Origin of the sequence: Variovorax sp. Sphag1AA (assembly GCF_014192575.1) — a bacterium.
Taxonomy (GTDB): Bacteria; Pseudomonadota; Gammaproteobacteria; order Burkholderiales; family Burkholderiaceae_C; genus Variovorax.
The window spans coordinates 325,818-351,712 of sequence record NZ_JACHYC010000003.1 but is presented as its reverse complement, the minus strand read 5'-3'; the positions used below and the strand labels follow the sequence as shown (position 1 = coordinate 351,712).

30 protein-coding genes are annotated in these 25,895 nt (G+C 65.0%); 13 read left to right on the top strand and 17 right to left on the bottom strand.

Annotation, left to right across the window (positions count from 1 at the left end; translation table 11 throughout):
• Nucleotides 1–61 precede the first annotated feature (61 nt).
• Nucleotides 62–991, top strand: a complete 930-nt coding sequence (locus tag FHW64_RS13545) for a LysR substrate-binding domain-containing protein (RefSeq protein WP_184526933.1) — start codon at nt 62–64, stop codon at nt 989–991.
• 19 nt (nt 992–1,010) lie between these two features.
• On the opposite strand, the gene FHW64_RS13540 is transcribed toward FHW64_RS13545, so the two are convergent.
• A complete protein-coding gene (locus tag FHW64_RS13540) occupies nt 1,011–1,673 on the bottom strand; it encodes a response regulator transcription factor (RefSeq protein WP_184526931.1) in 663 nt (220 codons plus the stop codon).
• Nucleotides 1,674–1,831: 158 nt separating this feature from the next.
• Here FHW64_RS13540 and FHW64_RS13535 point away from each other — a divergent pair, with 158 nt between their 5' ends.
• On the top strand, nt 1,832–3,718 hold the full coding sequence (locus FHW64_RS13535; RefSeq protein ID WP_184526929.1) for a hypothetical protein: 1,887 nt from the start codon (nt 1,832–1,834) through the stop codon (nt 3,716–3,718).
• Between the two features lie 32 nt (nt 3,719–3,750).
• Here FHW64_RS13535 and FHW64_RS13530 read toward each other — a convergent pair whose 3' ends face one another.
• Complete coding sequence (locus FHW64_RS13530) at nt 3,751–4,008, bottom strand: hypothetical protein (protein WP_184526927.1); 258 nt, start codon at nt 4,006–4,008, stop codon at nt 3,751–3,753.
• 221 nt (nt 4,009–4,229) lie between these two features.
• On the opposite strand from FHW64_RS13530, the gene FHW64_RS13525 reads away from it, so the two are divergent.
• The 3 genes from FHW64_RS13525 to FHW64_RS13515 all read left to right on the top strand — a co-directional run bounded on the left by FHW64_RS13525 (nt 4,230) and on the right by FHW64_RS13515 (nt 6,353).
• Entirely contained in the window at nt 4,230–4,682 is a 453-nt protein-coding gene (locus FHW64_RS13525; RefSeq protein WP_184526925.1) for a MarR family winged helix-turn-helix transcriptional regulator, read from the top strand.
• Nucleotides 4,682–5,938, top strand: a complete 1,257-nt coding sequence (locus FHW64_RS13520) for an MFS transporter (protein WP_184526924.1) — start codon at nt 4,682–4,684, stop codon at nt 5,936–5,938. Before FHW64_RS13525 ends, FHW64_RS13520 begins: the two co-directional genes overlap by 1 nt.
• A gap of 70 nt (nt 5,939–6,008) precedes the next feature.
• A complete protein-coding gene (locus FHW64_RS13515) occupies nt 6,009–6,353 on the top strand; it encodes an FHA domain-containing protein (RefSeq protein ID WP_184526922.1) in 345 nt (114 codons plus the stop codon).
• Here the strand turns inward: FHW64_RS13515 and FHW64_RS13510 are convergent.
• Together FHW64_RS13510 and FHW64_RS13505 are read right to left on the bottom strand one after the other, a co-directional pair.
• The gene (locus FHW64_RS13510) at nt 6,350–7,765 is read right to left on the bottom strand and encodes a sensor histidine kinase (protein WP_184526920.1); all 1,416 of its coding nucleotides are present in this window, start codon (nt 7,763–7,765) and stop codon (nt 6,350–6,352) included. The two genes, FHW64_RS13515 and FHW64_RS13510, sit on opposite strands and share 4 nt — an antisense overlap.
• A gap of 1 nt (nt 7,766) precedes the next feature.
• Nucleotides 7,767–8,441: a response regulator transcription factor gene (locus tag FHW64_RS13505; protein ID WP_184526918.1), complete on the bottom strand. Its 675-nt coding sequence runs from the start codon at nt 8,439–8,441 to the stop codon at nt 7,767–7,769.
• Nucleotides 8,442–8,587: 146 nt separating this feature from the next.
• On the opposite strand from FHW64_RS13505, the gene FHW64_RS13500 reads away from it, so the two are divergent.
• From FHW64_RS13500 to FHW64_RS13470, 7 genes are all read left to right on the top strand, one after another.
• Nucleotides 8,588–9,598 (top strand): ABC transporter substrate-binding protein, encoded by a 1,011-nt coding sequence (locus FHW64_RS13500; protein WP_184526916.1) that lies wholly within the window; start codon nt 8,588–8,590, stop codon nt 9,596–9,598.
• Complete coding sequence (locus tag FHW64_RS13495) at nt 9,595–10,377, top strand: ABC transporter ATP-binding protein (RefSeq protein ID WP_184526914.1); 783 nt, start codon at nt 9,595–9,597, stop codon at nt 10,375–10,377. Before FHW64_RS13500 ends, FHW64_RS13495 begins: the two co-directional genes overlap by 4 nt.
• A 39-nt stretch (nt 10,378–10,416) precedes the next feature.
• Entirely contained in the window at nt 10,417–11,271 is an 855-nt protein-coding gene (locus FHW64_RS13490; RefSeq protein ID WP_184526912.1) for an ABC transporter permease, read from the top strand.
• 137 nt (nt 11,272–11,408) lie between these two features.
• Nucleotides 11,409–11,723: a helix-turn-helix transcriptional regulator gene (locus tag FHW64_RS13485; RefSeq protein WP_184526910.1), complete on the top strand. Its 315-nt coding sequence runs from the start codon at nt 11,409–11,411 to the stop codon at nt 11,721–11,723.
• A 2-nt stretch (nt 11,724–11,725) separates the two neighbouring features.
• Complete coding sequence (locus FHW64_RS13480; RefSeq protein WP_184526908.1) at nt 11,726–12,190, top strand: SRPBCC family protein; 465 nt, start codon at nt 11,726–11,728, stop codon at nt 12,188–12,190.
• A gap of 15 nt (nt 12,191–12,205) precedes the next feature.
• A complete protein-coding gene (locus FHW64_RS13475; protein WP_184526906.1) occupies nt 12,206–12,622 on the top strand; it encodes a GFA family protein in 417 nt (138 codons plus the stop codon).
• A 48-nt stretch (nt 12,623–12,670) separates the two neighbouring features.
• Nucleotides 12,671–13,603, top strand: a complete 933-nt coding sequence (locus FHW64_RS13470; RefSeq protein WP_184526904.1) for a LysR family transcriptional regulator — start codon at nt 12,671–12,673, stop codon at nt 13,601–13,603.
• A gap of 14 nt (nt 13,604–13,617) precedes the next feature.
• Here the strand turns inward: FHW64_RS13470 and FHW64_RS13465 are convergent, their stop codons facing one another.
• Genes FHW64_RS13465 through FHW64_RS13435 form a run of 7 tightly spaced genes read right to left on the bottom strand, consistent with a single transcriptional unit; the run spans nt 13,618 to nt 20,231 of the window.
• The gene (locus FHW64_RS13465) at nt 13,618–14,766 is read right to left on the bottom strand and encodes a cupin domain-containing protein (RefSeq protein ID WP_184526903.1); all 1,149 of its coding nucleotides are present in this window, start codon (nt 14,764–14,766) and stop codon (nt 13,618–13,620) included.
• A complete protein-coding gene (locus FHW64_RS13460; RefSeq protein WP_184526901.1) occupies nt 14,763–15,473 on the bottom strand; it encodes a fumarylacetoacetate hydrolase family protein in 711 nt (236 codons plus the stop codon). Before FHW64_RS13460 ends, FHW64_RS13465 begins: the two co-directional genes overlap by 4 nt.
• A gap of 14 nt (nt 15,474–15,487) precedes the next feature.
• Nucleotides 15,488–16,852: an aromatic acid/H+ symport family MFS transporter gene (locus FHW64_RS13455; protein ID WP_184526899.1), complete on the bottom strand. Its 1,365-nt coding sequence runs from the start codon at nt 16,850–16,852 to the stop codon at nt 15,488–15,490.
• A gap of 36 nt (nt 16,853–16,888) precedes the next feature.
• A complete protein-coding gene (locus FHW64_RS13450) occupies nt 16,889–18,142 on the bottom strand; it encodes an NAD(P)/FAD-dependent oxidoreductase (RefSeq protein ID WP_184526897.1) in 1,254 nt (417 codons plus the stop codon).
• 24 nt (nt 18,143–18,166) lie between these two features.
• Entirely contained in the window at nt 18,167–18,481 is a 315-nt protein-coding gene (locus FHW64_RS13445) for a non-heme iron oxygenase ferredoxin subunit (protein WP_184526895.1), read from the bottom strand.
• Between the two features lie 11 nt (nt 18,482–18,492).
• Nucleotides 18,493–18,966: an aromatic-ring-hydroxylating dioxygenase subunit beta gene (locus FHW64_RS13440; RefSeq protein ID WP_184527896.1), complete on the bottom strand. Its 474-nt coding sequence runs from the start codon at nt 18,964–18,966 to the stop codon at nt 18,493–18,495.
• Between the two features lie 2 nt (nt 18,967–18,968).
• Nucleotides 18,969–20,231 (bottom strand): aromatic ring-hydroxylating dioxygenase subunit alpha, encoded by a 1,263-nt coding sequence (locus tag FHW64_RS13435; protein ID WP_184526893.1) that lies wholly within the window; start codon nt 20,229–20,231, stop codon nt 18,969–18,971.
• 208 nt (nt 20,232–20,439) lie between these two features.
• Between FHW64_RS13435 and FHW64_RS13430 the strand changes: the two genes are divergently transcribed.
• The gene (locus tag FHW64_RS13430) at nt 20,440–20,607 is read left to right on the top strand and encodes a hypothetical protein (RefSeq protein ID WP_184526891.1); all 168 of its coding nucleotides are present in this window, start codon (nt 20,440–20,442) and stop codon (nt 20,605–20,607) included.
• Nucleotides 20,608–20,629: 22 nt separating this feature from the next.
• Here the strand turns inward: FHW64_RS13430 and FHW64_RS13425 are convergent, their stop codons facing one another.
• The 6 genes from FHW64_RS13425 to FHW64_RS13400 are packed head-to-tail and all read right to left on the bottom strand — an operon-like array spanning nt 20,630 to nt 25,859.
• A complete protein-coding gene (locus FHW64_RS13425) occupies nt 20,630–21,439 on the bottom strand; it encodes a hypothetical protein (protein WP_184526889.1) in 810 nt (269 codons plus the stop codon).
• A 24-nt stretch (nt 21,440–21,463) separates the two neighbouring features.
• Nucleotides 21,464–22,660: a CaiB/BaiF CoA-transferase family protein gene (locus FHW64_RS13420; RefSeq protein ID WP_260303799.1), complete on the bottom strand. Its 1,197-nt coding sequence runs from the start codon at nt 22,658–22,660 to the stop codon at nt 21,464–21,466.
• Between the two features lie 8 nt (nt 22,661–22,668).
• A complete protein-coding gene (locus FHW64_RS13415; RefSeq protein WP_184526885.1) occupies nt 22,669–23,613 on the bottom strand; it encodes a flavin reductase in 945 nt (314 codons plus the stop codon).
• Nucleotides 23,610–23,978 carry a VOC family protein gene (locus FHW64_RS13410; RefSeq protein ID WP_184526883.1) on the bottom strand — a complete coding sequence of 123 codons (369 nt, stop codon included), beginning with the start codon at nt 23,976–23,978 and terminating at the stop codon, nt 23,610–23,612. Before FHW64_RS13410 ends, FHW64_RS13415 begins: the two co-directional genes overlap by 4 nt.
• 11 nt (nt 23,979–23,989) lie before the next feature.
• Nucleotides 23,990–24,775 (bottom strand): SDR family NAD(P)-dependent oxidoreductase, encoded by a 786-nt coding sequence (locus FHW64_RS13405; RefSeq protein ID WP_184526881.1) that lies wholly within the window; start codon nt 24,773–24,775, stop codon nt 23,990–23,992.
• A gap of 16 nt (nt 24,776–24,791) precedes the next feature.
• Nucleotides 24,792–25,859, bottom strand: a complete 1,068-nt coding sequence (locus FHW64_RS13400; RefSeq protein ID WP_184526879.1) for an LLM class flavin-dependent oxidoreductase — start codon at nt 25,857–25,859, stop codon at nt 24,792–24,794.
• Nucleotides 25,860–25,895 lie beyond the last annotated feature (36 nt).

The following is a 25,895-nucleotide window of genomic DNA, read 5'->3' as shown; positions in this document are numbered from 1 at the left end:
CCCATCCGGATCGTCGCTAAAGTGAACCCATTGTTAACCTGAGTTCGAGAGTGGAGCGTCCATGACGAACGCGATCGTGCCGGCGGATCTCGGCTTCTTTTCCACGCTTGCAAGTGCCGGCAGCCTCAGCGCCGCGGCACGCGAACTCGGCGTGACCACGCCAGCCGTAAGCAAGCACCTTGCACTGATGGAATCGCGGGTCGGGGTGCTGCTGGTCAATCGCTCGACACGCCGCATGAGCCTTACGCCCGAAGGCGAGCTCTACCTGGAACATGCGCGCCGCATCCTCGGGGAGATCGATGGCCTTGAGGAGCTGCTGGGCGTTTCCAAGGCAACGCCGAAGGGCCTGCTGCGAGTGAACGCCACGCTGGGGTTCGGTCGCAGCCATGTGGCGCCGCTCATCTCGCGCTTCGTACGGAAGCACCCGCACGTCGAAGTGCAGCTGCAGTTGTCCGTCAATCCACCGGCGCTGACCGAGGACACATTCGATGTCTGCGTGCGCTTCGGTGCGCCACCCGACAGCCGGGTCATCGCGCGGAACATTGCGGCCAACCGGCGCCTGCTGTGCGCGGCACCGGCCTATCTGGCCAAGCGAGGAATCCCCAAGGTGCCGAACGACCTGACGAAGCACAACTGCATCGGCATCCGCCAGGGCGAGGAAGCCTATGGCGTGTGGCGACTTGCGAGCGGGCGGGGCCGCAACGCGAGCACCGAGACGGTGAAGATACGCGGCAACCTGACGACCAACGATGGCGAGATCGCCGTCAACTGGGCTCTCGAGGGTCACGGCATCCTGATGCGGGCCGAGTGGGACATCGAGCGCTACCTGCGCAACGGACGGCTGGTGCAGGTGCTGCCGCAGTACTTCACCCCGGACGCGGACATCTACGCGGTCTACCCCCAGCGCCACCAGATGGCCGCCCGGGTGCGGGCGTTCGTGGACTTCCTGGCGCTTTCGTTCGGACAGCAGGCCGGTGCGATGACGCGATAGACGCTTCGCCGTCCGCCAGTCAGTTCAGGATGCCGAGCTGCCGTGCTTCGAACAGGGCCTCGGCCTTGTTGTGCACATCGAGCTTGCCGTAGATGTTTCGCACGTGGCTTTGAACCGTCGACAGGAGGATGTCCATCCGCTCGGCCACCTCGGAATAGGTGAAGCCACGTGCGATCAGGCTCAGCACTTCCGTTTCGCGCGGCGACAGCGCGTCGCTTGCGGGAGTTGCCGTGGGCTGCGCGGGGGCACGCCCCCGCCATCGCACGAGAAGCTGCCGCGCGATGGTCGGTGACATCGGCGAGCCGCCTGCATGAAGGCTCAGGATGTGCGCGGCCAGGTCGGCCTCGGTGCCGTCCTTCAGCAGATAGCCGCTGGCCCCTGCTTCGAAGGCGCTGAGCATGTTGACCTCGTCGCCGAAGATCGTCAGCACCATGGTCGCGCACTGCGGCTGCATCTCGCGGCAGCGCCGGATCACTTCGAGGCCCGGCAGATCCGGCAGGCCCAGGTCCACCAGAAGCACATCGGTCGGATGGGTCTCGAACCACGCAAGCAGTTCGGCGGCGGTCGAAGCACCGAACGCAAAGCGCAGGCTCGGCTCGGCACGGATCACGCGCTCCAGGGCATTGCGCATGGCCGGATCATCTTCGACAAGGGCGACGCTGATGGAGTCTGGATTCGACATTTCGGCGGAAAGGCGGCGAGGTGGGAGGCGGGGTGTGAATATTCGCACGTCCCGACGAAATTTCTTGGGGACCCCCACCCCATGAACAAGGGATGTGAGCTGAACAGCCCGTCAGTAGCCTCTCTGGGTCATCCTTCAAAAGACCGAAAGAGAGTTCGATGAAATCAGCAAAGCGTTGGGGAATTCATGGTGCCGTCCTCGCACTGGCGGCCTCGTTGGCCGCATGTGGCGGTGGAGGCGGCGGCAGCAGCGGCCTCGGTGCGCTCGGCACCGGGAGCAGCACCAGCACGGGCACGTCAAGCAGCGGATCGGGCACGCAGTCGAGCACCTCGATCACCGGCGTCGCAGCGGTCGGCGCGCCGCTGGTCGGCACCGTCACCGTGAAGGACGCACTGGGCGCGACCCGGACCTCGCCGATCGGCACCAACGGCAGCTATTCCATCGACGTGACCGGCATGACCGCGCCGTTCGTGTTCCGCGCCGAGGGCACCGCCAACGGCGTTCGCGCGGTCGTGCATTCGGTCGCAACCCAGGCCGACCTGAACGGCCGTATCAACATCACGCAGCTCACCGACCTGATCGTTTCCAACATCGCGGGCCAGCTCGCACAGAACTACTTCGACAGCTTCGAGCAAAGCGGCAACAGCAGCCTGGCCGACAAGGCGCTGGTCGATGCCGAGGTCGCCAAGCTGAAGGAGAAGCTGCTGCCGGTGCTGACCGCGCTCGGCGTCGATGCCGCGATCGACCTGCTTCACAGCTCGTTCACGCCGCTGTCCGACCCGATCGACAAGGCGCTCGACGTGATCCGCGTGAGCTACGACACAACGGCGAACACGGCGACCATCTCGAACGTGCTCAACACCATCACGGTGACGGACCAGCTCGCAGTCAAGGCCGCGGCTGAGACCTCGCCGGCGACACTGAGCGACGCCAATGTCGCCTCCGGCGCGAGCGACCAGGAACTCGTGCGGCAGGTGCTCAAGGACTTCACCGCGAAGTTCGCGAGCGGGTCCCCCACCAATGCGGACCTGACGCCGCTGATGACCAACGGCTTCCTCTGGAGCGACGCGGACCGCGCGACCTCGCTGGTCGAGTTCACGCAGAACACGGCGCTCGTCGGCGCGACGTTCACCGACGTCGAGTTCCGCCAGATCGACTACGACAACCCCAACGGCGTGACCGCGCACCTGTCGTTCTCCGTTAAGACGAGCAACGGCGTGGAGCTCGGCCGCCTCGACAACTGGAAGGTCCGCAAGAGCCTGACCGATGGACTGTGGCGACTGCATGGCGACCAGCGTTCGCTCAACCTCGAGTGGTTCGCGGTCACCACGCGGCACCATGGATTGGCAGACAGCCCCGACTGCGTGAAGACGGGCCTCGAGTTCAACATCGAGAACCCCAACACGGCCAATGACGGCGGCACCATCGCCTACATCATCGTGCAGGGCCCCGGCCTGCCGGCGAACGGACTGCGCTATTCCGCGCCGGCGCTCGGCGGACGCTGGATGATCGACGGCATCGGCACCGAGACCTACCTGCTGGCCACCACCTGCGCGAACACCACGGCTGCCGGCATGACCGATGCGCAGATCGCCGCCATTCCGGACAACGCGCAATACACACTGACGCCGTACGACAGCAGCAACACGATGCTGAAGTCGTCGAGCGCGCCGTCCGACGGCATTTATCGCTTCAAGATCGAGAAGCGCCCGCTCACGCTGGCGGAGGCTGGCGCGAGCGGCGTGTTCCCGGTGATCGACGAATCGACCATCGGCGCATTCAACGCCTTCGGGACCGCGGGCGGCACGATTTCGTTCGGCGCGAGCAACCTCTATCCGCTGTCGCAGGCCTATGTGCAGATGAAGCGTTCGGATGCGGGCTACGTGACGATCGACAGCGTCGAGAAATCCGCGCTGCCGAGCGCGTCCGGCACCATCGCGACCACCCTCGCGTTCGGGGCGGACCCGACCGTCGCGTCGCAGATGATGTGGGTCGAGTCGCCCGACAAGAATCGTCGCAGCATCCAGACCTACTATCACAAGTAGACCGGCAGGCCGCGTGGCGGTTGGCGCAGGCGCTAGCTTGCGACCTTCTCGCCGCGCGGCGTCACGGAAGGCGACGTCGAATCGTCGATGACGCTCGCGGGCTCCAGCGTTGGCGGCATCGTCACCTCTTCCATGATGAGAACGCGCCGGACAACGAGCTCATCGATCTCCAGACGCTTGATTCGAGCCCGGCCGACAAAGAGCCGGCCGATCGACAAGGCTCCGACGGCCAAGGCACCGACCGCCACGGCGGCAATCGATGGAGCCCAGCGCAACGGTGCCGATGGCATGCGCGCCTGTCGCAGCTGCCGGCGTTTTCCGTGCGCGTCCTGATCCGGGGGGCATCAATTTCATTGCAACTCCTGGAGGGGCGCGGCCGCTGGGGATCGGCTGACCACGCCTGGCGGACTGTGCCATAGCCTTTCGCCGTACGGCAGCAAGGGACAAGATAGGAAGCTAAACTTCGCAGTCTTCCTGTCCAATGCTGCCGATCCGACCGGCGGCCAAAAGCATGTCCGCAGACCTCGCCGATCACGAAACCGACACAGCCCACGCCTTGGCCGTGGAACTGCGCATGCTGGCGGGGCAATTGCGCCGTCGCCTGCGCCAGGAAGCCTCCCTCGCCGACTGGACCGAGTCCCAGCGCGCGGTGCTCCTCCGGCTGGAGCGCCAGGACGGCGCCACGGTGACCGAACTGGCGCAGGCAGAAGGGGTGCGCTCGCAGTCCATGGGGGCCACGGTGTCCTCGCTGATGGAGGCCGGCTGGATCAAGGGCGCGCCGGACCCCGTCGACGGTCGCCGCACGCTGCTGTCGATCACGCCGCAGACGCGCAAGGTCTTCCGGCAGGTTCGCGCCGCGCGAGAGGACTGGCTGCAGCGCACCATCTCCGCACGCTACTCGGCGGCCGAACAGAAGCAGCTGGCCAGCGCCGTGCGCCTGCTGCAGCGGTTGCTGGAGGCGTGATGGGCAATACCTTCCGTTCCCTTCGCATCCGCAACTACCGCCTGTGGGCCGCCGGCGCGCTGGTGTCCAACGTCGGCACCTGGATGCAGCGCACCGCGCAAGACTGGCTGGTGCTGACGCATCTGACGAACCACAACGCGACCGCCGTCGGCATCGTGATGGCACTGCAGTTCGGCCCGCAGCTCGCGTTGTTGCCCTTCACCGGCCTCGCGGCCGACCGGCTGAACCGTCGCAAGCTGCTGATCGCCACGCAGGCCTCGATGGGCCTGCTCGCGCTCGGCCTGGGCCTGTTGACGATAAGCGGCATGGCGCAGTTGTGGCACGTCTACGTGTTTGCTCTGCTGCTGGGCTGCGTCGCGGCCTTCGATGCGCCTGCGCGCCAGACCTTCGTGGCCGAGCTGGTCTCGGATGCCGAACTGGCCAACGCGGTGGCGCTCAACTCCACGTCCTTCAATGCCGCCCGCATGGTGGGGCCGGCGGTGGCTGGGTTGGTGATCGCGGCGACGGGCCCCGGCGAGGCCTTCCTGCTCAACGCGCTTTCTTTCTTGGCGGTGCTGATATCGCTCGCGTGCCTGCGCCAGAGCGAACTGTTCCGGCGGCAGGACGCGCCGGGGCGCAAGAAGGCCGGCCTGCTGGAAGGCTTCCGCTATGTCTGGAACCGGCCCGATCTCCGCGCCCTCCTCGGCATGCTCTTCCTCGTGGCCACGTTTGGCCTGAACTTTCCGATCTTCATCTCCACGATGTCGGTCGGCGCGTTCCACGGCGGGCCCAGCCAGTACGGCCTGCTTTCGTCGACCATGGCCATCGGGTCGGTCACGGGCGCACTGCTGGCAGCACGCAGGGCCAAGCCGCGATTCGGGCTGCTGATGGTGGGGTCGGCGGTGTTCGGCCTGAGCTGCCTTACAGCGGCGCTGATGCCGAACGTCATCGGCTTCGGACTCGCGCTGATCGTGACCGGCGTGGCGGCGCAGACTATCACCACGTCGACCAACAGCCTCGTGCAGCTTTCCACCGAGCCCGCATTGCGCGGTCGCGTCATTGCCATCCTGCTGGCAACCTTGCTCGGCAGCACGCCGATCGGCGCGCCGGTGGTGGGCTGGGTGGCCGATACTTTCGGCCCGCGCTGGGCGATGGGTGTGGCCGCTGCCGCGGGCCTGGGCTCTGCAGCGATCGGGCTGCGCTACCTGTTCAAGTACCACGGCCTGCGCCTGTGGCGCGAGGGATACCGGGTGCGCTTCGGTACGAAGTCGATTTAATTCGACGATGTAGGCATTTAGGTTACACTTTGTTGTAACATAAAGTCTTACATCCTTGCACCTTCACCTCATGGCCCGCTTGCTCCTGATGCGAAAGAACAGTGCCCCGAAACAAATCGAACTGTCAGCCGAACGAACGCTCGTCGGCCGCGATGCAAGCAATGACCTCCGGATCGACCACCCCCAGGTGAGCCGGCACCACGTCGAATTCCGCGTCGAAGGCGGCACCACCTGGCTCATCGACCTGGCCAGCCGCAACGGCACGCGGGTCAATGGCCGTCGGGTCAAGCACTGCGTGTTGCAGCACGGAGACGTCGTCGCCATCGGCGACTGCGACATCCGCTTCCTGACGCGCCACACGCACTTCGAATTGCCCAAGGACCTGTCGCTGACGGACTGGAACCGCGCAGCCTAGCCCTGCGCCGGAAACAGCACGGACGCGCGCAGACCCGTCCGGCCCCCTTCGTTGGAAGCCAGCGAAACCGTGGCACCGAATGCACGCGCGATCTCGCGCACGATGGCAAGGCCAAGCCCGGTGCCCTCGGTGTTCTGGGACACGCGATAGAAGCGCTCGAACACACGCGCCAGCGCCTCGGCCGGAATGCCGGGGCCGTTGTCCTCCACCGAGAGTTCCACCTGATCGCCGACGCGGTCCAGGCGAACGGTCACCCGACCGCCCTCCTGCGTGTAACGCAACGCGTTGTCGACGAGGTTGCTCACCAGCGCATCGAGCAGCGCGGGTTGCGCCCGCACCCAGACAGGCTCCGCGTCCTCCGGCCGCTCCATGCCGAGGTCGATTCGGCGGCGATCGGCCAGCGCAGCCAGTTGCTCGATGCAGTGCAGGGCTGCTTCCGCGAGATCGACACGCTCCAGGCTCGCCGAAGCATCGCGGTGTTCGGCCTGTGCAAGCAGCAGGAGCTTGTTGGTGACGTCGACCAGCCGCCGGTTGCTGGTCTGCATGGCGATCCACATCGCGTCCATGTCGGCGCGGCGCGTCTCCCACTCTCCGCGATGCTGTCGCGTATAGCGCGCGTACTCGATCTGCGAGGCTTGCAATGCGAGCGGCGTGCGCAGCTGATGCGCGGCGTCGGCGATGAAGCGCCGTTGCGCCTCCGAGTGCGCTCGCAATTCGTGCACGAAGCTGTTGATGGTCTCCGCCACCGGGCGCAGTTCGGCGTGGAGCGCGCGTGGATCGACCGAGAAGTCCAGCCGCAGCGGATCGTGCCGTGCGAGTTGCCGACTCAACTTGAGCACCGGACGCAATTCCCAGGTCAATGCGAGCGTGGTCAGGGCAATGGCCAGGATGAGCGCAATGAGCAGGAAGCCGACGGTCGGCAGCCACAGCTTGCGCAGCATGTGATCGCGGCTGTTGGTGGTCTTTCCCACGGCGATAGTGACTTCCGCGCCCCCACCGACGTCGTACATCGCGCGCTGGGTCACGACGGCGCGTAGCCGCATGCCGTTGAACTCGGCGTCGTACCACTGCGCGCGATCCACACCCTGGAGTTGCCGCTTCGAGGGCAACGGAAACCCGGGCGTCCCCGCAAGCACGGTGCCGGCGGCGTCGGTCACGCTGAGAAAGACCTGGTCGCGATCGGGCGAAGCGAAGAGGCTCAGCGCCGACGGCGGCACGCTGGCCTGCACGTTGTTGCCTTCCCAGATCAGGCGTTCCGACAGGACCTTGGCAGAAGCCAGCAGGTCGTGGTCCTGCACATAGTCGGCAACCGCCGCGGCGTTGCGCCAACTGAGGTAGCCGCAAACGCCGACGAACACCGACAGCGGCAACAGCAGCCAGGCGGCCAGTCGAACGCGCAGGCTTGCCAGCAAGTCAGCCTTCGTCGCGCGTACGCAGCAGATAGCCAACGCCGCGCAAGGTGATGATGGTGGCCTGCGCCGCTTCCAGCTTGCGCCGGAGGCGATGCACGTAGAGGTCCACTGCGTCGATGCTGGGCTCGTCTTCGAGACCGAAGATCGCATCGACCAGCGTTTGCTTGGAGACCGTGCTGCCCACCTTGAGCATCAGTGTCTCGAGCAGCGTGCGTTCACGCGGCGGCAATGCCAGCTCGGCACCGGCAAGCGTGAACTGACGCGTGCGCAGGTCGTATTGAAGATCCCCGCACGAGATGTCGTTGGCCTTGCCCGGCACCTGGCGGCGGACCAGCGCTTTGATGCGCGCCACGAGCTCGCGCACTTCGACAGGCTTCACGAGGTAGTCATCGGCGCCGATCTCCAGGCACATCACCTTCTGATCGAGCGATGCAGTGGCCGTCAGGACCAGCACGGGCACATCGTCGCGGCGCGCCCGCAGCCGTCGCAGAACGCCCTTGCCCGACAGGCCCGGAATGTTGAGGTCGAGCAGCACCACGTCATAGCGCGTCTGCTGCAGGAGCTGATCGGCGGCGTCGCCGTCCTCGACGTGATCGATGACGAAGTCCTGTTCGCGCAGCAGGTTGGCCAGCCACAGGGCGAGCTGCGGGTTGTCTTCGACGAGCAGGAGTTTCATGACGGAGCGGGATTCTAGGAAGGCGCGAAGCGGCCGCTGAACCTAGGGTTAACCAGCAAGAATTGCGACACGCGCCGAAAGGAAGCCGAAAGATCGCGCCACCTAGACTGGCTTTCACCTTTCAGACACCCAGGAGACATTCCCAAATGCGCGCCTTCCACCGCAACCTGCTCGCCACCGCCGTGTGTTCATTGATGGCAGCGGCAGCCCCGTTCGCCCAGGCGGCCGAGCCGATCACCATCATGGTGGGCGGCATCAACAAGATCATCTACCTGCCGGCCAAGCTCGCCGAATCGCTGGGCTACTTCAAGGACGAAGGGCTCAACGTCGAGCTGCAATCGCAGCCGGCCGGCGTCGACGCCGAGAACCAGCTGATCGCCGGTGCCGTGCAGGGCGTGGTCGGCTTCTACGACCACACCATCGACCTGCAGAGCAAAGGCAAGGAGATCGAAGCCATCGCCGTGTTCTGCAAGGTGCCCGGCGAAGTCGAGCTCGTGTCGACCAAGGCGGCGCCCGGCTTCAAGTCGATGGCCGATGCCAAGGGCAAGACGCTCGGCGTGACAGGCCTGGGCTCGTCCACCGAATTCCTCACGCGCTACCTAGCCGACCGCCAGGGCGTTGCCACCAAGGACTACTCGCTGCTGCCAGTGGGCGCCGGCAACACCTTCGTCGCGGCCATGAAGCAGGACCGCATCCAGGCCGGCATGACCACCGAACCCACCGTCTCCGAAATGCTCAAGACCGGCGACGCGAAGGTGCTGGTCGATCTGCGCACCGAGAAGGACACGGCCGCGGCGCTGGGCGGCCTCTATCCCGCAGCGAGCTTCTACGTGCAGAACACCTGGGCCGAATCGCACAAGGAGCAGGCCGCGAAGCTCGCCCATGCCTTTGCACGCACCATGGAGTACATCCAGACGCACAGCGCCGAAGAGATCGCCGAGAAGATGCCGCGCGACTACTACGGCAGCGACAAGGCGCTGTACGTGCAGGCGCTGGCGGCATCGCTCCCGATGTTCACCGCCGACGCGAAGATGCCCGCCGGCGGACCCGAGACCGTGCTGAAGGTGCTGTCCACCTACAAGCCTCTCATCAAGAGCAAGAACATCGATCTGTCGAAGACCTACACCAACGCGTACCTCGCGGCGAGCGCCAAGTGACCGATACCCCTGCCATCGAGTTTCGAGACGTCTCGCTCCGCTTCATCTCGGCAGACGGCAATGCGACCGTCGCCCTGCGCAACTTCAGCATGTCGGTGGCGCGCGGCGAGTTCGTCGCCATCGTCGGCCCGACGGGCTGCGGCAAGTCGACCACGCTGAACATGGTCACAGGCCTGCTGCGCCCCACGGTGGGTGAAGTGAAGGTCATGGGCCAGCCGGTGCGGGGCATCGACCCGCGCATCGGTTTCGTGTTCCAGGCCGATGCAGTGTTCCCGTGGCGCAGCGTGGTCGAGAACGTCGCAGCCGGACCGATGTTCCGCGGCAAGTCGAAGAAGGAAGCGCACGAGTTGGCCAACGACTGGATCCAGCGCGTGGGCCTCGGCAAGTTCGGCGGCCACTACCCGCACCAGTTGTCGGGCGGCATGCGCAAGCGCGTCGCGCTGGCGCAGACATTCATCAACAGCCCTGAGATCCTGCTGATGGACGAGCCCTTCTCGGCGCTCGACATGCAGACCCGCACGCTGATGCAGGACGAGCTGCTCAAGCTCTGGTCGGGCACCGGTGGCTCGGTGGTCTTCGTTACGCACGATCTCGAAGAAGCGATCGCGCTCGCCGACCGTGTGTTCGTGCTCTCGGCGCGGCCCGGCATGCTCAAGCGTGTCTACGACATCGACCTGCCACGCCCGCGCGTGACTTCGCAGGTGCGCTACGAACCCCAGTTCATCGAGCTCTCCAAGCACATCTGGGAAGACCTTCGCCAGGAAGCCGTCCTTGCCTGAACCTTTTGCCGAATCCCGTTTCCTGGAGTCTCTTCAACAATGACCGAACTCGTCTTGCCGGCCGTCCTGAGCGACGAAGCGCTGGCCCGCGAATCCGAAAGCGCGCAGGCGCGCATCCGCCGTCGGCGCACCATGATCATTTCGCTGCGTCTGCTGGTGCTGGTGGTTGCACTGGGCGGCTGGGAAGTCGCCGCGCGCCACAAGTGGATCGATCCGTTCTTCTATTCGATGCCTTCGATGATCTGGGACCAGCTCGTCGAATGGATGCGCGAAGGGACTGCACAAGGCTCGCTGTGGATGCAGGTCGCGGTCACGCTCGAGGAGACCGTCATCGGCTTCCTCATCGGCTCGATCGCCGGCGTGATCTGCGGCATCCTGCTGGGCCGCAACAAGCTGCTGTCGGATGTCTTCAGCCTCTACATCCAGATTGCCAACTCGATTCCGCGCGTGGTGCTGGGTTCGATCTTCGTGATCGCACTCGGGCTGGGCATGGCGTCGAAAGTCGCGCTCGCAGTGGTGATGGTGTTCTTCGTCGTTTTCGGCAATGCCTTCCAGGGCGTGCGCGAAGCTGACAAATACATGATCGCGAACGCGCAGATCCTCGGTGCGTCGCCGCGCCAGGTCACCATGTCTGTCGTGATTCCGTCGGCCATGTCGTGGATCCTTGCGAGCCTGCATGTGAGCTTCGGTTTCGCGCTGGTCGGCGCCGTTGTGGGTGAATTTCTCGGTGCCAAGGAAGGCATCGGCCTGCTGATCTCGACCGCGCAAGGTGCGTTCAACGCCAGTGGCGTGTTCGCCGCGATGATCGTGTTGGCAGTGGTGGCACTTGCAGCGGACTTCCTGCTGACGTCGCTCGAGAAGCGCCTCCTCAAATGGAGACCCGCGGCCTTCTGAGGTCGCCCCCAAGTGCACGGGCCGGGTGCAGCCGATGAGGCTGCCCCGGCCCTTTTCCTTTGTTGGAGCGATGCGTTGCCCGTGTTGACATGCAGGCATTTGCCTGCATATCATCCGCCCACGCATGAACGCAACGGATGGACACTGACAAGGTTTTCAAGGCGCTGAGCGACCCGACTCGCAGAAGGCTGCTCGACCTGCTCTACGAGAGCAACGGGCAGACGCTGGGCGAGCTTTGCGAGCACCTGGACATGGCGCGGCAATCGGTCACGCAGCACATCGGGCTCCTCGAGGACGCCCAACTTGTGAGCATCGTCTGGCGCGGCCGGGAGAAGTTGCATTTCATCAATCCGGTGCCGCTGCACGCGGTCTACGAGCGGTGGGTGCGCAAGTTCGAACGGCGGCGGCTCAGCCTGCTGCACGACCTGAAGAAGGAACTCGAAGGAGAGTGACGATGAGCAAAGAGAAAACCAGCTTCGTCTACGTGACCTACATCCGCTCGACGCCTGAAAAGGTGTTCGAGGCCATCATGAAACCGGAGGTCGCGCGGCGCTACTGGGGCCACGAGAACGTCTCCGACTGGAAGCCCGGATCGACCTGGCAGCACGTGCGGGACAACGAACAGCGCACGGTGAACATCGTCGGCAAGGTGCTCGAGGTGTCGCCGCCGACGCGCCTTGTCATCAGCTGGGCGAGCCCCGCCGAGGCGGCCAATCCGGACAGCTACAGCCGCGTGACTTTCGATGTCGCACCCTACGACGGCATGGTCAGGCTGACCGTCACCCACGACGAACTCGAGGTTGGCAGCGGGATGGCCAAGGGCGTGACGCAAGGTTGGCCGGTCGTGCTTTCGAGCCTCAAGTCCCTGCTCGAAACAGGACAAGGCATCGACGTCTTCGCCAAGCCGAAAGAGGCCTGAACCAGGAGTCGTCCCATGACACAGCCCTACACCGGTGGATGCGCGTGCGGCGCGATCCGCTATTCGACGAATCACGCGCCGATCTTCCAGAACCATTGCCAATGCCGCGACTGCCAGCGACGAAGCGGCACCGGGCATGGCTCCTACCTCACCTTCCCCGCGCGCGCCGAGATGACGATCACCGGCGAGGCAACGCACTGGGAGGTCGCGGGGGACAGCGGCAACATGAAGATCCACGCCTTCTGCCCGGTCTGCGGAACGCCGGTCTACCTGCGCTTCGCAGCGATGCCGGACCTGATCGCGGTGCCGGCGACCAGCCTCGACGAGCCCGACCGCTTCACGCCTCAGGTGCTGACCTACAGGGTCCGCGGTCTGCAGTGGGATGCGATCGATCCATCGTTGCGGGCATTCGAACGGATGCCCACCGCGTGAGTGCAGCGGCGGTTTGCCCGTTATCACGATCTGTGATAACACCGCCGCATGGAACTCACAGACCTTGATCTCAACCACCTCGTCCTCTTCCATCAACTGACGGTAGAGCGCAGCGTCTCCAGGGTTGCGGAGACGCTCGGTGTCTCGCAGCCTGCGGTCAGCAATTCACTCGCCAAGCTACGGCGCCACCTCGGGGACGCCCTCTTCGTCCGTACGGGCGCAGGCATGGTCCCGACGCCCTTTGCCGAACAGCTCGCAGAGCCTGTCGGCAAGGCGCTGGGCATGATCCACAGCGGCCTGAACCAGCAGCCGCAATTCGACCCGGCGAGTGCGAAGCGCCTTCTGACGATCGGAATGACCGACATCGGCGAGGTGGTGTTCCTCCCCGCGCTGCTGAAGCGCCTTCGCGAAGTCGCGCCTGGTGTGCGACTCAACACGGTGCGCAACTCGGTCACCAATCTTCGCGAGGACATGGAGTCCGGCAAGGTCGATCTCTCGATTGGCCCGCTGCCGCAGCTCCGCGGCGGCTTCTTCCAGCGAAAGCTCTTCCGCCAGCGCTATGTGTGCGTGTTCCGGCGCGGACATCGCCTCGACCGCAAGCGCATCACGATGGCGGATTTCAAGGCGGCCGAGCACCTCGCCATCGTTTCGGCCGGAACGGGGCACGGCAAGGTCGACGACCTGCTGCGCCGCGCCGGCATCGATCGCAACATCATCCTCTCGGTGCCGCACTTCGTGAGCGTCGGGCACATCCTTCGCGAGACGGACCTCGTCGCAACGGTGACCGAAACGCTGGCCGCGAGCCTCGTGGAGCCATTCCAGCTCAGCTATCGCCCGCATCCCGCCGCGCTGCCCGAGGTGGCCATCAACGTGTTCTGGCACGCGAAGGTGCATCGCTCCCCGATCCATCAATGGCTCAGGGAGCTGATCTTCGAACTCTTCGGCCAGGACAGCGGCCGGGTCGGTGCGATCTCGACCTGACGCCTCTTGCGCCGCTACGCGCCCGGTTCGCCGATCTGAATCCGGTGCGCGTGAAGTGCCTCGAAGATCGGCGCATCGCCAAACCGGAAGAGATCGAGGCTCGGCACGTCGCGGGACGCGCGCGCCGTGAAGGACGCCCACGAGGGCACCACGAACATGTCGCCGCGAGCCACTTCCCATCGGCGCTCGCCGACGGTCACGGTCCCTGTGCCATCGAACACCTGGTACACCGACGAGCCGACCTCCCGCCGCACGAGCGACTCGGTGCCGCCACGCAGACGATGCATCTCGGCGCGGATGGTTGGTATCACGTCGCCGCCAGTGCTCGGATTGGTGAAGCGCACCGCCGCGTGGCCCGGGCTCAGCGTGACCTGGTGACCCTCTTGTTCAAGCGCGAGCTGGTCCGCGAGTGCCCTGTCGGTGTCGACCCAGCGATAGGCGAGCAAGGGCGTCGCCGACGGCGAATCCGCCTGGGAGAGCGGGCGCAAGCCGGGGTGGCCCCACAGTCGCTCCGATCGCGAACGTTCGGGCGTGCTCTTTTCACCGGCGCTGATGCGCTCGCGGCCGACCTCGAAGAACTGGCTTTCCGTGTAGTACGAGAACGGGATGTCCAGCCCGTCGATCCACGCCATCGGCTGCGTGGCCGCGTTGTGGTGCGCGTGCCAGTTCCAGCCCGCCTGGGGCAGGAAGTCGCCGCGCGACATGCGCACCGGATCGCCATTGACCACCGTCCACACGCCCTCCCCTTCGACAACGAAGCGGAAGGCATGCTGCGTGTGGCGATGCTCGGGAGCATCCTCGCCGGGCATCAGGTACTGGATCGCCGCCCAAAGCGTAGGCGTGGCGAAAGGCCGGCCGCCAAGCGAAGGATTCGCCAGCGCAATCGCGCGTCGCTCGCCGCCACGCCCGACCGGGACGATCCGACCGGCCTCCGAAGCCAGCTCGACAAGGCGATCCCAGCGCCACAGATGCGGACTGGCCTTCGACTTCGGTTGGCGCGGCATCAGGTCGCCGATCTCCGTCCACAGGGGCACCAGCAACTCGCGCTCGAATCCGCGGTAGAGGCGCTCGAGCGCTTCTGTCGGCTCGGGCTGCCCTGGACCATGCACGGCCTTGAGCCGCACAGGCGATGGGACCGGCGCGGTCGGATCGACGCCAGTCATGCGTGCTCCGGCCCGACGTTCAGCGCGATGGACCCAACGCCATCGACATGGCCTTCGATGCGGTCGCCCGGCTTCACCGGTCCGACACCTTCAGGCGTGCCGGTGTAGATCAGGTCGCCCGGCTGCAGGTGGTAGTACTTCGAGAGATCAGCGATCAGTTCAGGAATCGACCAGATGAGCCGCGACAGATCGGACTTCTGCCGCACCGCGCCGTTCACCGTCATCACGAGTTCACCGCTGTCACGCACCGCGCCGGGGGCCGGGACGATCTCGGAGATGACGGACGAATCTTCCACGTCTTTGCCGAGATCCCAGGGACGACCTTTTTCGCGCGCAACCAGTTGCAAGTCGCGCCGGGTCATGTCAAGGCCGCAGGCGTAGCCGTAGATCAATGACGCAGCCTGGTCCTCGCTCACGCGAAAACCCTCCGCGCCGATAGCGACGACGAGTTCCATCTCGTGCTGGTAGTCGCGCGTGCCCGGCGGATAGGCGACCGTCGCACCCGAGGCGACCAGCGTCGAAGGGCTCTTCGTGAAATAGAACGGCACCTCGGCCGACTTGTCGACGGGTCGCCCCATCTCGATTGCATGCGCGTGATAGTTGCGGCCGACGAAGAAGATCCGGTTGACCGGGTAGCGTTCGGTGCGTCCCTGCACGGCGATCGACGGCACCGGCGGTGGGTTCCAGAGGTACGTGGGTTGGTTCATGGCTTGTCCTTTCTTCAGATGTTTGCGGTGCGCGCCGAGGGCTGCGCCGATGCGGGAGCCGACTGCGCCCGATGCGAGGCCGATTTGTCGTGGTCGATCAGCAGCACGGCCACCATGCCGATGAGCGCTGGTACTGCAATGGCGAGGAAGTTCTGCTGCAGCGGCAGGTTCATGCCGACCAGCACGCCGATAAGGATCGGCGCGATGATGGCGCCGCTGCGCCCGATGCCGAGCGCCCAGCCGAGCCCGGTCGAGCGCACCGCCATCGGATAGAACTGCCCGGTGTAAGCGTTGGCCACGATCTGCGTGCCGATCGTCGAAGCACCTGCGAGCGCGACGAGCACGTAGAGTGCTCCGGTCGACATCTTGAAGCCGAGCAACGTGATCGACACCGCGGCCAGCGCATACATGCCGGCCAGCACGTACTTGATATGGAAGCGGTCGGCAAGCCAGCCACCGCCGACCGAGCCGACGATCGCGCCCACGTTCAGCACGAGCACGAAGGTCAGCGCCGAGCCAAGGCTGTAGCCCGCATTGGCCATGAGCTTGGTGAGCCAGGAGCTGAGCGCATACACCATGAACAGGCACATGAAGAACGCGACCCAGAACATCACGGTGCTGAAGCCGCGCCCTTCGGCGAAGAGATGACGGATCGGCGCGTTGTCGGCCTTGTCCTCGCGCGGCACGACGAACTCATCGCCTTTCTCCGCACGGTAGCTTGGGTCGAGGCTGGCGGCGATCGATTTCAGTTCGTCCGTCCTGCCCTTCGCGAGGAGGAAGGGCATCGACTCGGGCATCAGCCGGAGCATCGGCGGGACCAGCACGATCGGCAGCGCCGCCGCGAAGAACACCGATTGCCATCCGTAGCTTTCGATGAGGCCCTTGCCGAGCACCGCCGCGATGATGCCGCCGACCGCATAGCCGCTGAACATCAACGTCACCAGCGTCGCGCGCATGCGCCTGGGCGAATACTCGGTCATCTGCGCCACCACGTTCGGCATCACGCCGCCGATGCCGACACCCGCGAGGAAGCGCGCGATACCGAAGACCATGGGATCCCGCGTCAGGCCCGCCGCGGCAGTGAAAAGGCTGAACAGCAGGATGCAGATCGCGATCGTCCAGCGACGCCCGATACGGTCGGCCACCGTGCCGAAGACGATCGCACCGAACATCATTCCGAACAGCGCCGAGCTCACCATGAAGCCAGCGTGCGTCGGGTCGACATGAAGGTCTTTCATGATCGAAGGCAGCGCGGCGCCCACGACGGCGAGGTCATAGCCGTCGAAGATGATGATGAGCGCGCAGATGATGAGGACCCGCAGATGGAATCCGCTGAAGCGGGCCTCATCAGCCAGCGCGTGAACATTGATCTTTCGCATGAAGAGTCGTCTCCGTCGTGGTTCTTGAAATCGTGGTCAGACCTTGGCCATCGGCACGCTGGCGTCTGCCAGACGCGTGGCCTCGACCGGCTTGCGCTGCTCGATCAGGCGGCGCGCGAAGCGCAGGTCGCGCGCGGCATTGACGCCGATCGCGGCCTTGACCACCTCGCCGTCGAGATAGAAGAGCAGGAAGCTGCTCGCGCCGGGCTCTCCTCGCATGACGACGCGATCCGTCGCCGAAGGCATGCCGTAGATCTGCAGATTCATGTCGTACTGGTCGGACCAGAACCACGGCAGCGGCTGGTGGTCCACCTGCTGGCCCAGCGCCGAGCGTGCGGCAGCCATGCCCTGCTCCTGCGCGTTCTGCCAGGACTCGAGACGCAGGCGCCGTCCGGCCCAGTGGTTGGGCGTCACCGCCACATCGCCCGCGGCGAGGATGTCCGGATCGGAGCTCACGCAGCGCGTGTCGACGATGACGCCGCCATCGCATTCCAGGCCTGCATTGCGTGCGAGTTCGTCATTCGGAACCAGGCCGACGCCAACGAAGATCGCATCCGCTTGCAGGGTTTCGCCGTCGCCGAGTTCGATGGTCGAACGGCCTTCATAGTCGGTCGACAAGGCCTTGACCTTCGCATCGAGCACCACGCGCGTGCCATGCGTGCGATGGAGCGCCAGCAGGTGTTCGGATACCTGCGCCGGAACGCTGCGCTCGCAAAGACGGCTTTGCGATTCGAGCACCACCACGTCGAGGCCCTTCTTGCGCGCCGTCGCAGCCACTTCAAGGCCGATCCATCCGCCACCGATCACGACGAGGCTGCGCGCATGGTCCAGCACTGAACCGAGCCGTTGCGCGTCGTCGATGGTGCGCAGCGTGTGGATGCGGGCCGTCTCTGCACCCGGCACCGCAAGGGCACGCGCCCGTCCACCGGAACAGAGGATCAGCTTGTCATACGCCAGCGGCTCGCCGTCGATCAATTCGACCCGCCTGGCTTCCCGATCGATGCGGGAGACGCGCGTCGCGGGTCGCCAATCCAGATCGAGCGCCGCGAAGGCGGCCTCCTTGAAGAGCCAGGTACTCGCCGGAGCAGCTTCACCCGCCAGCACCGACTTCGACAGCGGCGGTCGCTCGTGCGGAAGATGCGCCTCATCGCCGAGCAGCACGATGCGGCCGCCGAAGCCTTCGCTGCGCAAGGTCTGCGCAGCCCAGCCGCCAGCCTGTCCCGCACCGACGATCACGATCGTCGCGTCCGGGCGAACGCCCGCCGCGACACCCATTTCCATGGTGTCCATAGAGACCTCGGGAGTGGAGAAGGACTATTCGATCGCGAGCCAGATCCGGCCGCCTTCGACCTTCACCGGATAGCTGCGGATTGCTTCGGTGACCGGCGCGCAGTTCGGCTTGCCGGTACGCACATCGAACTTGCCCTGGTGCAGCGGGCACTCGATCTCGTGGCCTTCGAGGAAGCCATCGCACAGGCGTGCGTGGCCGTGCGAGCAGATGTTGTCGGTGGCGAACACCTCGCCTTCGACGCTATAGAGCGCGATATCCCGTCCGGCAACCGCCAGACCGATCACGTCTTCCTGCGGCACATCGTCATGCGCGGCCGCGTCAACCCAGTTGATGGTCATGGAGTGCCTCTTCAAATCGGATAGATGATCGAGTTCGGGATCATTTCGCTGTCGTAGACGACCACGCGCGAAGCGAACCGGAGTCCCTCTGGCGTGCGCACGATCTCGTCGATCGTTCGTCCCACGTTGAAGACGGTGCTCTCCTTTGACAGCCGCGTCCTGAACACCGCGTAGTTGGCCTCGCAGTGGATACGCCCGTCGGGATCGGTCTTGTGCACGATCGGCGTGCCGACCACATGGCGCTGGTAGTACGGATCGTGGAACAGCGTCTCCCGGATGCCGTAGACGCGGTCCTTCAGCATGCCCTTGCTGTCGAAGGCCAGCGTCGCGAGCGGAAAGCCCCGCTCGTGGTTCTCGCGCGGCTGCAGCTTGTAGACGCACTCCTCCGTGAAGAACTCAGGCCATGCATCCCAGTCGGCCCTATCGAGGGCCGAGGCGTAGGCGGCGTAGAGCTGCGTGAGTTCGAAGTAGTCCTGGAATTCCATCATCAGGCCTCCATCGCCTTGCGCCAGTACTCGTACATGCCGCGGATCAGCGTCTCGGTCACCATGTGATCGGTGTCGCCGACTTCACGGCCGCCGAGCTCTGCGACCGTGCGGTGGAAGGGCTTGGTTTCGAAGCCTTCCTGCGACCACTCGATCACTTCGCCGTCGTCAGCCGACACGAATCCGGCCGGGCCGAAGAGGTTTGCCTGACGGAGGCGCCGCTGGGTCATCTCCTCGGTGTCGTCTTCGAAGCCGAAGTGGGTCCAGACGAAATCGAAGGCGCCATGTCCGTCGGGCTGGATGTGCCGCGTCGACACGCTGTTGACCTGCTGCTGGAAGATCACGCTCGGGAAGATGGTGGTCATCACCGCAGTCGGCCCGCCCCACCAGGGCTCCTGCACGATATCGAGGAAGCGTGCGTCGTGCAGCTGCATGCTGTCCTTGAAGCTCGACACCTGCGTCACCTGCTCCGCCTTGCCGGCCGCGCCGCGCGTCGACACCATCGCCGCATGGCGATGTCGTTCGTCCATCAAGAGCTGCGACTTGTTGTCCGCACGCCAGAGCCCGAAAGTCACGAACCAGGTGTGGAGCAGCCCGGGGTGATACGGGTCCTTGATGTTCTCCTGCATCAGCTTCCAGTTGCCCGGAATGCGCTGGCGGTTGTAGCCGAGGATCTTGAGCTTGCGGCCGTTGAAGAGTCGATCGAAGTAGCCGAGGATCACCGGCCCGAGAAAGTCCTCCAGCGACTCGACCTCGTGATCGAACGACGCGAACACGACACCGCCGCGCGTCGCCACCTTGAGTTTGGTCAGCCCGTGGTCCGTCGGCTTGAAGTCCGCGGGCATGCCGCCGTGGACCTTGCCGTCCTGCTTCACGCCGCGCCTGAAAGGAACGCCCTGCAGATCGCCCGAAAGCGTGTAGTTCCACTGGTGATAGGGGCACGTGAAGCTCTCGCGATTGCCGTGGCGCTCGCGACAGAAGGCCATGCCGCGATGCGCGCACACGTTCTCGACCACATGGATCGAGCCGTCCTTGTCGCGCACCATGATGACCGAACGCTCGCCGACTACCGTGCGCTTGAAGTCACCCGCATTCGGGATCTCGGCTTCGAGGCCGACATAGCACCAGTGGTTTCGGTAGAAGAAGCGATCGAGTTCCTTCTTGTAGATCGCTTCATCGGTGTAGGCCTGGAAGGGAATCCGGCTCGTTCCATCGCTTTCCCACTGGATGCGGGGCGGGAACACCGTGACGGGGCATTCGCTCATGGGGTCTCCTTGCTACTCGGCAACCACTGATGGGTGCCTTGGCTTTGATGTCTGGCCGCACTACCTCGCGGCGTGGAGCGAATGATTGATTTCACGCAATATTCCGTCAATGCGGCACGCGTGATTTGGCACATCACCAGATCAAATAACGCTCTGAGAAGCCATACCCGGCGTACCATCCGGCCCTCGCCGTCTGGAGGCCGCCGCCATGCCCGATGAAAACGCGAAGTTCGACAAGGGTGCCCTTTCCCTGATCGAGTCCCTGAAGGGACGGCGCAAGCCCGCCAAGCGCGCACCCCGGAAGGATGCGGCGGCGCAGGGCGAGAAGCCGCCGGCCAAGACGGCGGTCCAGCGGCGGGCGACGGGTCGCTTCTAGCGTGCCGGAGGCGATATAGCGTTCAGTCCCGAACTTCCCGCTCACAGAAATCGGTCGCGGAGCGCGACAACGGATCTCGGCAGAACGCGCCCAGGTAGCGCGAACCGCTCAGGTCATTCAGGTAACGGACAGCCACTGTCTCGTTCAGAAGGTCCTGATAGGTGAACTCGGGCGCCATGACTTCTGCAAGCACCTCGCTCCGCTCGAACTCGATCGACAAGAGCGGGGCCATCCCGCTCGAGTCGGTATCGGTCGGGTGCAAGGGGGCCTTCACCACGAATCGAACGATCCGGTTTTCGACCTGCGGGAAGAACTCCCGCATCCGTCGCAAGACCACGAGTGCGTCGCTGGCGAATCCGACCACGACGTCCGCCGGGTACATCGGCGCGGCCTGGACAAGCGTGATTTCAAGTGCGCCGTCCTCCGGCGCCTTCTCGATCACGTCGCTGATGTTGGGATGGAGTTCACCGATGAACAATGGCGTGGACGCAAGGGAGCGTGGCTGCTCGCGACCCTCCTTGTCCATCAGGATCGCCATTCCGAACACCAGGAATATCGCCGCGAGGGCGCCAGAGAAAACCCATTCGGACCACTTCGACCCCGGCAGGGTGCGGGGCGGCTGCTCCGGCTGTTGCTGCTGCGTCTCGCTATTGCGCTTCGGCCGCCGATCCGGCGTTTCCAACGGCGCTCGCGAGGTGACGATGTCGCCAGGATTCACCTCTCCTGCGGGTTCTCCCGCACCGGATCGGCTTTTCGAGGAATCAGGCATTGCGCCAGTATCTTGCATCTGGCGTGGATGAGCTCGCTTCCCGATCCCCGCGAATGCCCGCATTGCGCGCCAATGCGGCGCGCCTCGTCAGGCGATCACGCGCTTTTCGCTGAGCGACTGCAGTTGAGCGTCATCAAGGCCGAGCAGCTCGCGCAGCACCTCATCGGTGTGCTGGCCCAGATGGGGCGGTTGCCGGTTCACGCTGGCGCGCTGTCCGTCGAGGACATACGGCGGCGCGTGGACTGCCTGCGTGCCTGCTTCGGAGTCCTCGAACTCGCACCACACCTTCGCCTGCGCCGTACGTTCCGAGCGAATGGCATCGTAAAGCCCCAGCACCTCGCCGCAAGGAATGCCCACGCGCTGCATGCCCTCGATGAGCTCTGCACGCGAATAGGCCTTGAACCGCTCGTGCAGGATCGGCAGCAGCGTCCGGCGATTGCGCGAACGCTCGGTGTTGGTCGCAAAGCGCGGATCTTCGGGAAGCGAAGGACTGTCGATCACCGACTCGCAGAGCTTGCGGAACTGGCCGTTGTTGCCGACCGCGATCACGAGCGGACCATCCTTCGCATCGAACACGCCGTAGGGAACGATCGAGGGATGCGAGTTGCCGAACTTCGCCGGGTCGGCCTGATTGAGCCAGGCCGTCAGCCCGTAGTAGGAGGTGATCATCATGCCGCTGTCGTAGAGCGACATCTGGATGTGCCGGCCCTCGCCCGTGCGTGCGCGCTCGTACAGCACCGCAAGAATCGCCTGCGCGGAATACATTCCGGTGAACATGTCGACGGCCGCGATGCCGAACTTCAGCGGGCCCTGCCCTTCCTCGCCGTTCATCGCCATCAGCCCGGTCTCGCCCTGGATGACGAGGTCGTAGCCCGGCCGGTCCTTCTCGGGGCCGAGCGCCGAGTAGCCCGAAATCGAGCAGTAGATGACCTTCGGATTCACGGCGCGCAGGTCTTCGTAGCCCAGCCCCAGCTTCTCGGCGCCGCCGTGCTTGAAGTTCTGGATGACCACGTCGCTCTGCGCAGCCAGCTCGCGAACGACGCGCTGTCCAGCCTCATCCTGCAGGTCCACGCAGATGGAACGCTTGTTGCGGTTGCAGGCGTTGAAGTAGGAGGTGTTGTTGCGACCGATGCGCTGGCCCCAGTCACGGGTATCGTCGCCGCGCTCCGGGTGTTCGACCTTGATGACGTCCGCGCCGAGATCGGCGAGCGCCATCGCACACATGGGGCCGGCAAGCACGCGCGAAAGATCGAGCACGCGCACGCCGGAAAGCGGTTGAATCATGGATCTGTTCATTGCCCTGTTTCGTTGGCGCGGAGCACCGTGATGAATTCGTCCAATGCAGCAGCGGCGCCGTCGGCGTCGCGAGCACGCAGGCGCTCGACGACCTTGCGACGCAGCGGAAAGACATCGGGGCGCGGATGCGCCGGAATGACGAGCGCCATCCGCTCGCGCAGCACCGCGGTCATGGTCCGTGCCATGAGCTGCAACGCCTCGTTGTGCCCAGCCAGCGCGATCGACGAGAAGAAGCTCGCCATGGCTTCGATGCGCTGCGGGAGCGCCTTCTCGCCCTGGTGCTGCTCGATCTGGTCCACCGCGCGTTCGATCGCATCGACCTCTTCTTCGGATGCGCGCACGCAAGCCAGGCGCAGCAGCGTTCCGTACAGCGAGCGATAGGCCTCGTCCATGTCGTTCGTGCCGAGCTGGCCGTCGAGCACCAGCTTGCGCAGCGACTCGGCCAGCATCATGTAGGCGCCCTTGTAGAACACCAGTGCATGGTCCGGAGAGCCGGGCGTCATGTGCTTGACTTCGCCGATGAAGATCTCGTGGTCTCCGGCCTCGTGGCGTGCATAGACGGTGCACTCGAAGCTGGCGAGGCAATCGTCGATGAGCGGCGTTCCGAGCGGCCCTTTGCGCCATGCGACGCCCTCGAACTTGTCCGCGATCTTGCTCGACGCGAAGCGGCCGGAGAGCACGTCCTGGCTCTGCGACAGGATATTGATCGAGAAGGTGCCGGCCTCCACGAAGGTCGGCAGCAGGCTGCTCGCCTTGCGCAGGCTGAAGAGCACCAGCGGCGGCTCCAGCGAGACGGAGCTGAACGAGTTGCACGTCAGGCCCGCGGGGCGTCCGTCGGCAGTGGTCGTCGTGACGACGGCCACGCCTGTCGGGAAGCAGCCAAGCAACTGACGGAACAGCTTGGGTTCGATCGCGTCGATCTGCGGCGTTTCGTAGCTCATGATGCTGGCGTCGCCTGACGCTTGAAGAGTTGCACGATGTTGCCTTCGGGGTCGCGCAGCGACATCACCGCGCCATGCGAGCCCATGTCGCGCATGCCCAGCACTTCGCCGCCCGACGCGGCGACCCGCTCCGCGACGGCCGTGAAGTCATCCACCTCGAACACCATCACTACGCCCGATGTCGCGGGAACCGCTTCTTCGCGGCAGGCCAGCGCGACGTTGCTGCCGCCCACGCCGTACTGGATCCAGCGGTCCTTGTCGCGGAACTTGAGCTGCAGCCCCAGTGCCGACTCGTAGAAGTTGTTGAGTTCCGCCGGCCGTTCGGCGACGACGAATACGTTCTGCAGGCGCTTTGGCGAGTCCATGGTGGTGTCGCTCAGGTTGCGTTGTTGTAGATGTTGGTCAGCGATGCCTTGAGGAAGCCACCGTCGACGACGATGTCCTCTCCGTTGACATACGCCGACGCGTCGCTGGCCAGGAAGGCGACGACCGACCCGATGTCCTCCGGACGGCCGACGCGGCGCGCGGGGATGGCGGCAGTGCGCCTCTCCAGCGTGCCTTCCTTCTGGTAGTGCGGCTCCGACAGCGGCGTGCGGATCATTCCAGGGCTGACCGAGTTGGCACGAATGCCGCGCGGACCCCACTCCACAGCCATCTGGTGGGTCAAACCCCTGAGTGCCGCCTTGGTGGGCCCATAGGCGCCGTTGCGCGTGGGCACCTGCGCGCCGATCGAAGCCACGTTGACGATGCTGCCCATCTGCTGGTCGAACATCATCGGCACCAGTGCCTGTGCGCATAGCAGCGCGCCACGCAGGTTGACACGGAAGATGCGATCCCAGAGGTCGATCGGAAAATCATGCAGGCCAACCGGCAATGCAGTGATGCCGGCGTTGTTCACCAGCACATCGCAGCGACCGAAGCGCGAACGCACCTGTTCCGCCATGACGGCCACGGATGCGGGCTCGGCGATGTCGCAGTGCATGGTCAGCACGCCGTCGCTTTCGGTGGGCTCGGCCGCATAGCTGATGTCCAGCTGCACCACCGATGCGCCCGCTGCACGCAGGTGCTCGCAGATGGCAAGACCGAGGCCGCCGGAGGCGCCGGTGACCACCGCCACCCTGCCCTGCAGGGCCTTGCTGTCGAAAGCAGTCTGGGAAGGCATCGACGACATGCGCGCTTCAGGCGGACACGGAGTTCATCGAATCGACTTCCTTGCGGATCGCCGGGATGATCTTCTCGCCCCACAGTTCGATCTGGCGCAGCATCGTCTTCTGGTCGAAATCGCCGAGTTGGGTCTGCAGCGCGATGTGCTTCGGACGGAGGATGCTGATTTCTTCCAGCATCTTGTCGATCACCTGGTTGACCGACCCAACGGGCAGGTTCTTGCGAAGTTGCTCGAAGGTCGGATCGGTGGCCGAAGGCACTTCCTTGACCATGTAGCCGTCGTCGGACTGTGCACGGCGGAACTTGAGGCTCTCGGAAATGCGGCGCTGGAAGCGTGCGTTGTCGAGGTAGCTGTCGATCTCGGCCTGGTTGTCGGATGCGAATGCACAGCGCAGGAAGCCGAACTTCACGTCCTCGTCGAGGTCCGCACCGTTGTCCTGCGCGACCTTGTCGAGGCGCTCGCGCAAGGAGACGATCGCTTCGTTGCCATTGAGCAGCGCGGTCACGAAGAGGTTGTGGCCTTCGCGCACGCCGCGGCCGAGCGTGACCGGATTGCCCGAGGTGATCCAGAGCGGCGGCATCGGCGACTGCACCGGGCGCACCGCGATCGAGCTCGGCGGCAGCTTGAGGTGCTTACCCTCGTAGGAAACGATCTTCTGCGTGAGGCCCTTCGGGATGATGTCGAGGAACTCGTTGTAGATCGCGCCCGACTCTTCGATCTTCACGCCGAAGCGCTCGAACTCGAACTCCTGGTAGCCGGAGCCGATGCCAAGCTCCAGGCGGCCGTTGGACACCGTGTCGACAAAGCCGACTTCAGCCAGGAAACGTGCGGGGTGATACAGCGGCAGGATGCACACCGCGGAGCCCAGGCGGATGCGCTGCGTCTTGGCGGCCATGTGCGCGATCATCATCAGCGGCGACGGCGAGAGCGAGTAGTTGTTGAAGTGGTGCTCCGCATACCAGGCCGTGTTGAAGCCCGCCTGCTCGGCCACCACGGTCTGCTCGATCGAGTTGCTGATGACCTGCTGCGAAGTCTGGTGATAACCGCGCTGCTGGGCCAGGATGAATACGCCGAATTCCATGTGTTCCGCCTTCCGAGGGGTGATGTGCAATGACGG

What these genes read in the sequence shown, in the direction of transcription:
- FHW64_RS13545 (WP_184526933.1), top strand. Translation starts at nt 62, where the DNA reads ATGACGAACGCGATCGTGCCGGCGGATCTCGGCTTCTTTTCCACGCTT.
- FHW64_RS13540 (WP_184526931.1), bottom strand. Translation starts at nt 1,673, where the DNA reads ATGTCGAATCCAGACTCCATCAGCGTCGCCCTTGTCGAAGATGATCCG.
- FHW64_RS13535 (WP_184526929.1), top strand. Translation starts at nt 1,832, where the DNA reads ATGAAATCAGCAAAGCGTTGGGGAATTCATGGTGCCGTCCTCGCACTG.
- FHW64_RS13530 (WP_184526927.1), bottom strand. Translation starts at nt 4,008, where the DNA reads ATGCCATCGGCACCGTTGCGCTGGGCTCCATCGATTGCCGCCGTGGCG.
- FHW64_RS13525 (WP_184526925.1), top strand. Translation starts at nt 4,230, where the DNA reads ATGTCCGCAGACCTCGCCGATCACGAAACCGACACAGCCCACGCCTTG.
- FHW64_RS13520 (WP_184526924.1), top strand. Translation starts at nt 4,682, where the DNA reads ATGGGCAATACCTTCCGTTCCCTTCGCATCCGCAACTACCGCCTGTGG.
- FHW64_RS13515 (WP_184526922.1), top strand. Translation starts at nt 6,009, where the DNA reads ATGGCCCGCTTGCTCCTGATGCGAAAGAACAGTGCCCCGAAACAAATC.
- FHW64_RS13505 (WP_184526918.1), bottom strand. Translation starts at nt 8,441, where the DNA reads ATGAAACTCCTGCTCGTCGAAGACAACCCGCAGCTCGCCCTGTGGCTG.
- FHW64_RS13500 (WP_184526916.1), top strand. Translation starts at nt 8,588, where the DNA reads ATGCGCGCCTTCCACCGCAACCTGCTCGCCACCGCCGTGTGTTCATTG.
- FHW64_RS13490 (WP_184526912.1), top strand. Translation starts at nt 10,417, where the DNA reads ATGACCGAACTCGTCTTGCCGGCCGTCCTGAGCGACGAAGCGCTGGCC.
- FHW64_RS13485 (WP_184526910.1), top strand. Translation starts at nt 11,409, where the DNA reads ATGGACACTGACAAGGTTTTCAAGGCGCTGAGCGACCCGACTCGCAGA.
- FHW64_RS13480 (WP_184526908.1), top strand. Translation starts at nt 11,726, where the DNA reads ATGAGCAAAGAGAAAACCAGCTTCGTCTACGTGACCTACATCCGCTCG.
- FHW64_RS13475 (WP_184526906.1), top strand. Translation starts at nt 12,206, where the DNA reads ATGACACAGCCCTACACCGGTGGATGCGCGTGCGGCGCGATCCGCTAT.
- FHW64_RS13470 (WP_184526904.1), top strand. Translation starts at nt 12,671, where the DNA reads ATGGAACTCACAGACCTTGATCTCAACCACCTCGTCCTCTTCCATCAA.
- FHW64_RS13465 (WP_184526903.1), bottom strand. Translation starts at nt 14,766, where the DNA reads ATGACTGGCGTCGATCCGACCGCGCCGGTCCCATCGCCTGTGCGGCTC.
- FHW64_RS13460 (WP_184526901.1), bottom strand. Translation starts at nt 15,473, where the DNA reads ATGAACCAACCCACGTACCTCTGGAACCCACCGCCGGTGCCGTCGATC.
- FHW64_RS13455 (WP_184526899.1), bottom strand. Translation starts at nt 16,852, where the DNA reads ATGCGAAAGATCAATGTTCACGCGCTGGCTGATGAGGCCCGCTTCAGC.
- FHW64_RS13450 (WP_184526897.1), bottom strand. Translation starts at nt 18,142, where the DNA reads ATGGACACCATGGAAATGGGTGTCGCGGCGGGCGTTCGCCCGGACGCG.
- FHW64_RS13445 (WP_184526895.1), bottom strand. Translation starts at nt 18,481, where the DNA reads ATGACCATCAACTGGGTTGACGCGGCCGCGCATGACGATGTGCCGCAG.
- FHW64_RS13440 (WP_184527896.1), bottom strand. Translation starts at nt 18,966, where the DNA reads ATGGAATTCCAGGACTACTTCGAACTCACGCAGCTCTACGCCGCCTAC.
- FHW64_RS13435 (WP_184526893.1), bottom strand. Translation starts at nt 20,231, where the DNA reads ATGAGCGAATGCCCCGTCACGGTGTTCCCGCCCCGCATCCAGTGGGAA.
- FHW64_RS13430 (WP_184526891.1), top strand. Translation starts at nt 20,440, where the DNA reads ATGCCCGATGAAAACGCGAAGTTCGACAAGGGTGCCCTTTCCCTGATC.
- FHW64_RS13425 (WP_184526889.1), bottom strand. Translation starts at nt 21,439, where the DNA reads ATGCGGGCATTCGCGGGGATCGGGAAGCGAGCTCATCCACGCCAGATG.
- FHW64_RS13420 (WP_260303799.1), bottom strand. Translation starts at nt 22,660, where the DNA reads ATGATTCAACCGCTTTCCGGCGTGCGCGTGCTCGATCTTTCGCGCGTG.
- FHW64_RS13415 (WP_184526885.1), bottom strand. Translation starts at nt 23,613, where the DNA reads ATGAGCTACGAAACGCCGCAGATCGACGCGATCGAACCCAAGCTGTTC.
- FHW64_RS13410 (WP_184526883.1), bottom strand. Translation starts at nt 23,978, where the DNA reads ATGGACTCGCCAAAGCGCCTGCAGAACGTATTCGTCGTCGCCGAACGG.
- FHW64_RS13405 (WP_184526881.1), bottom strand. Translation starts at nt 24,775, where the DNA reads ATGCCTTCCCAGACTGCTTTCGACAGCAAGGCCCTGCAGGGCAGGGTG.
- FHW64_RS13400 (WP_184526879.1), bottom strand. Translation starts at nt 25,859, where the DNA reads ATGGAATTCGGCGTATTCATCCTGGCCCAGCAGCGCGGTTATCACCAG.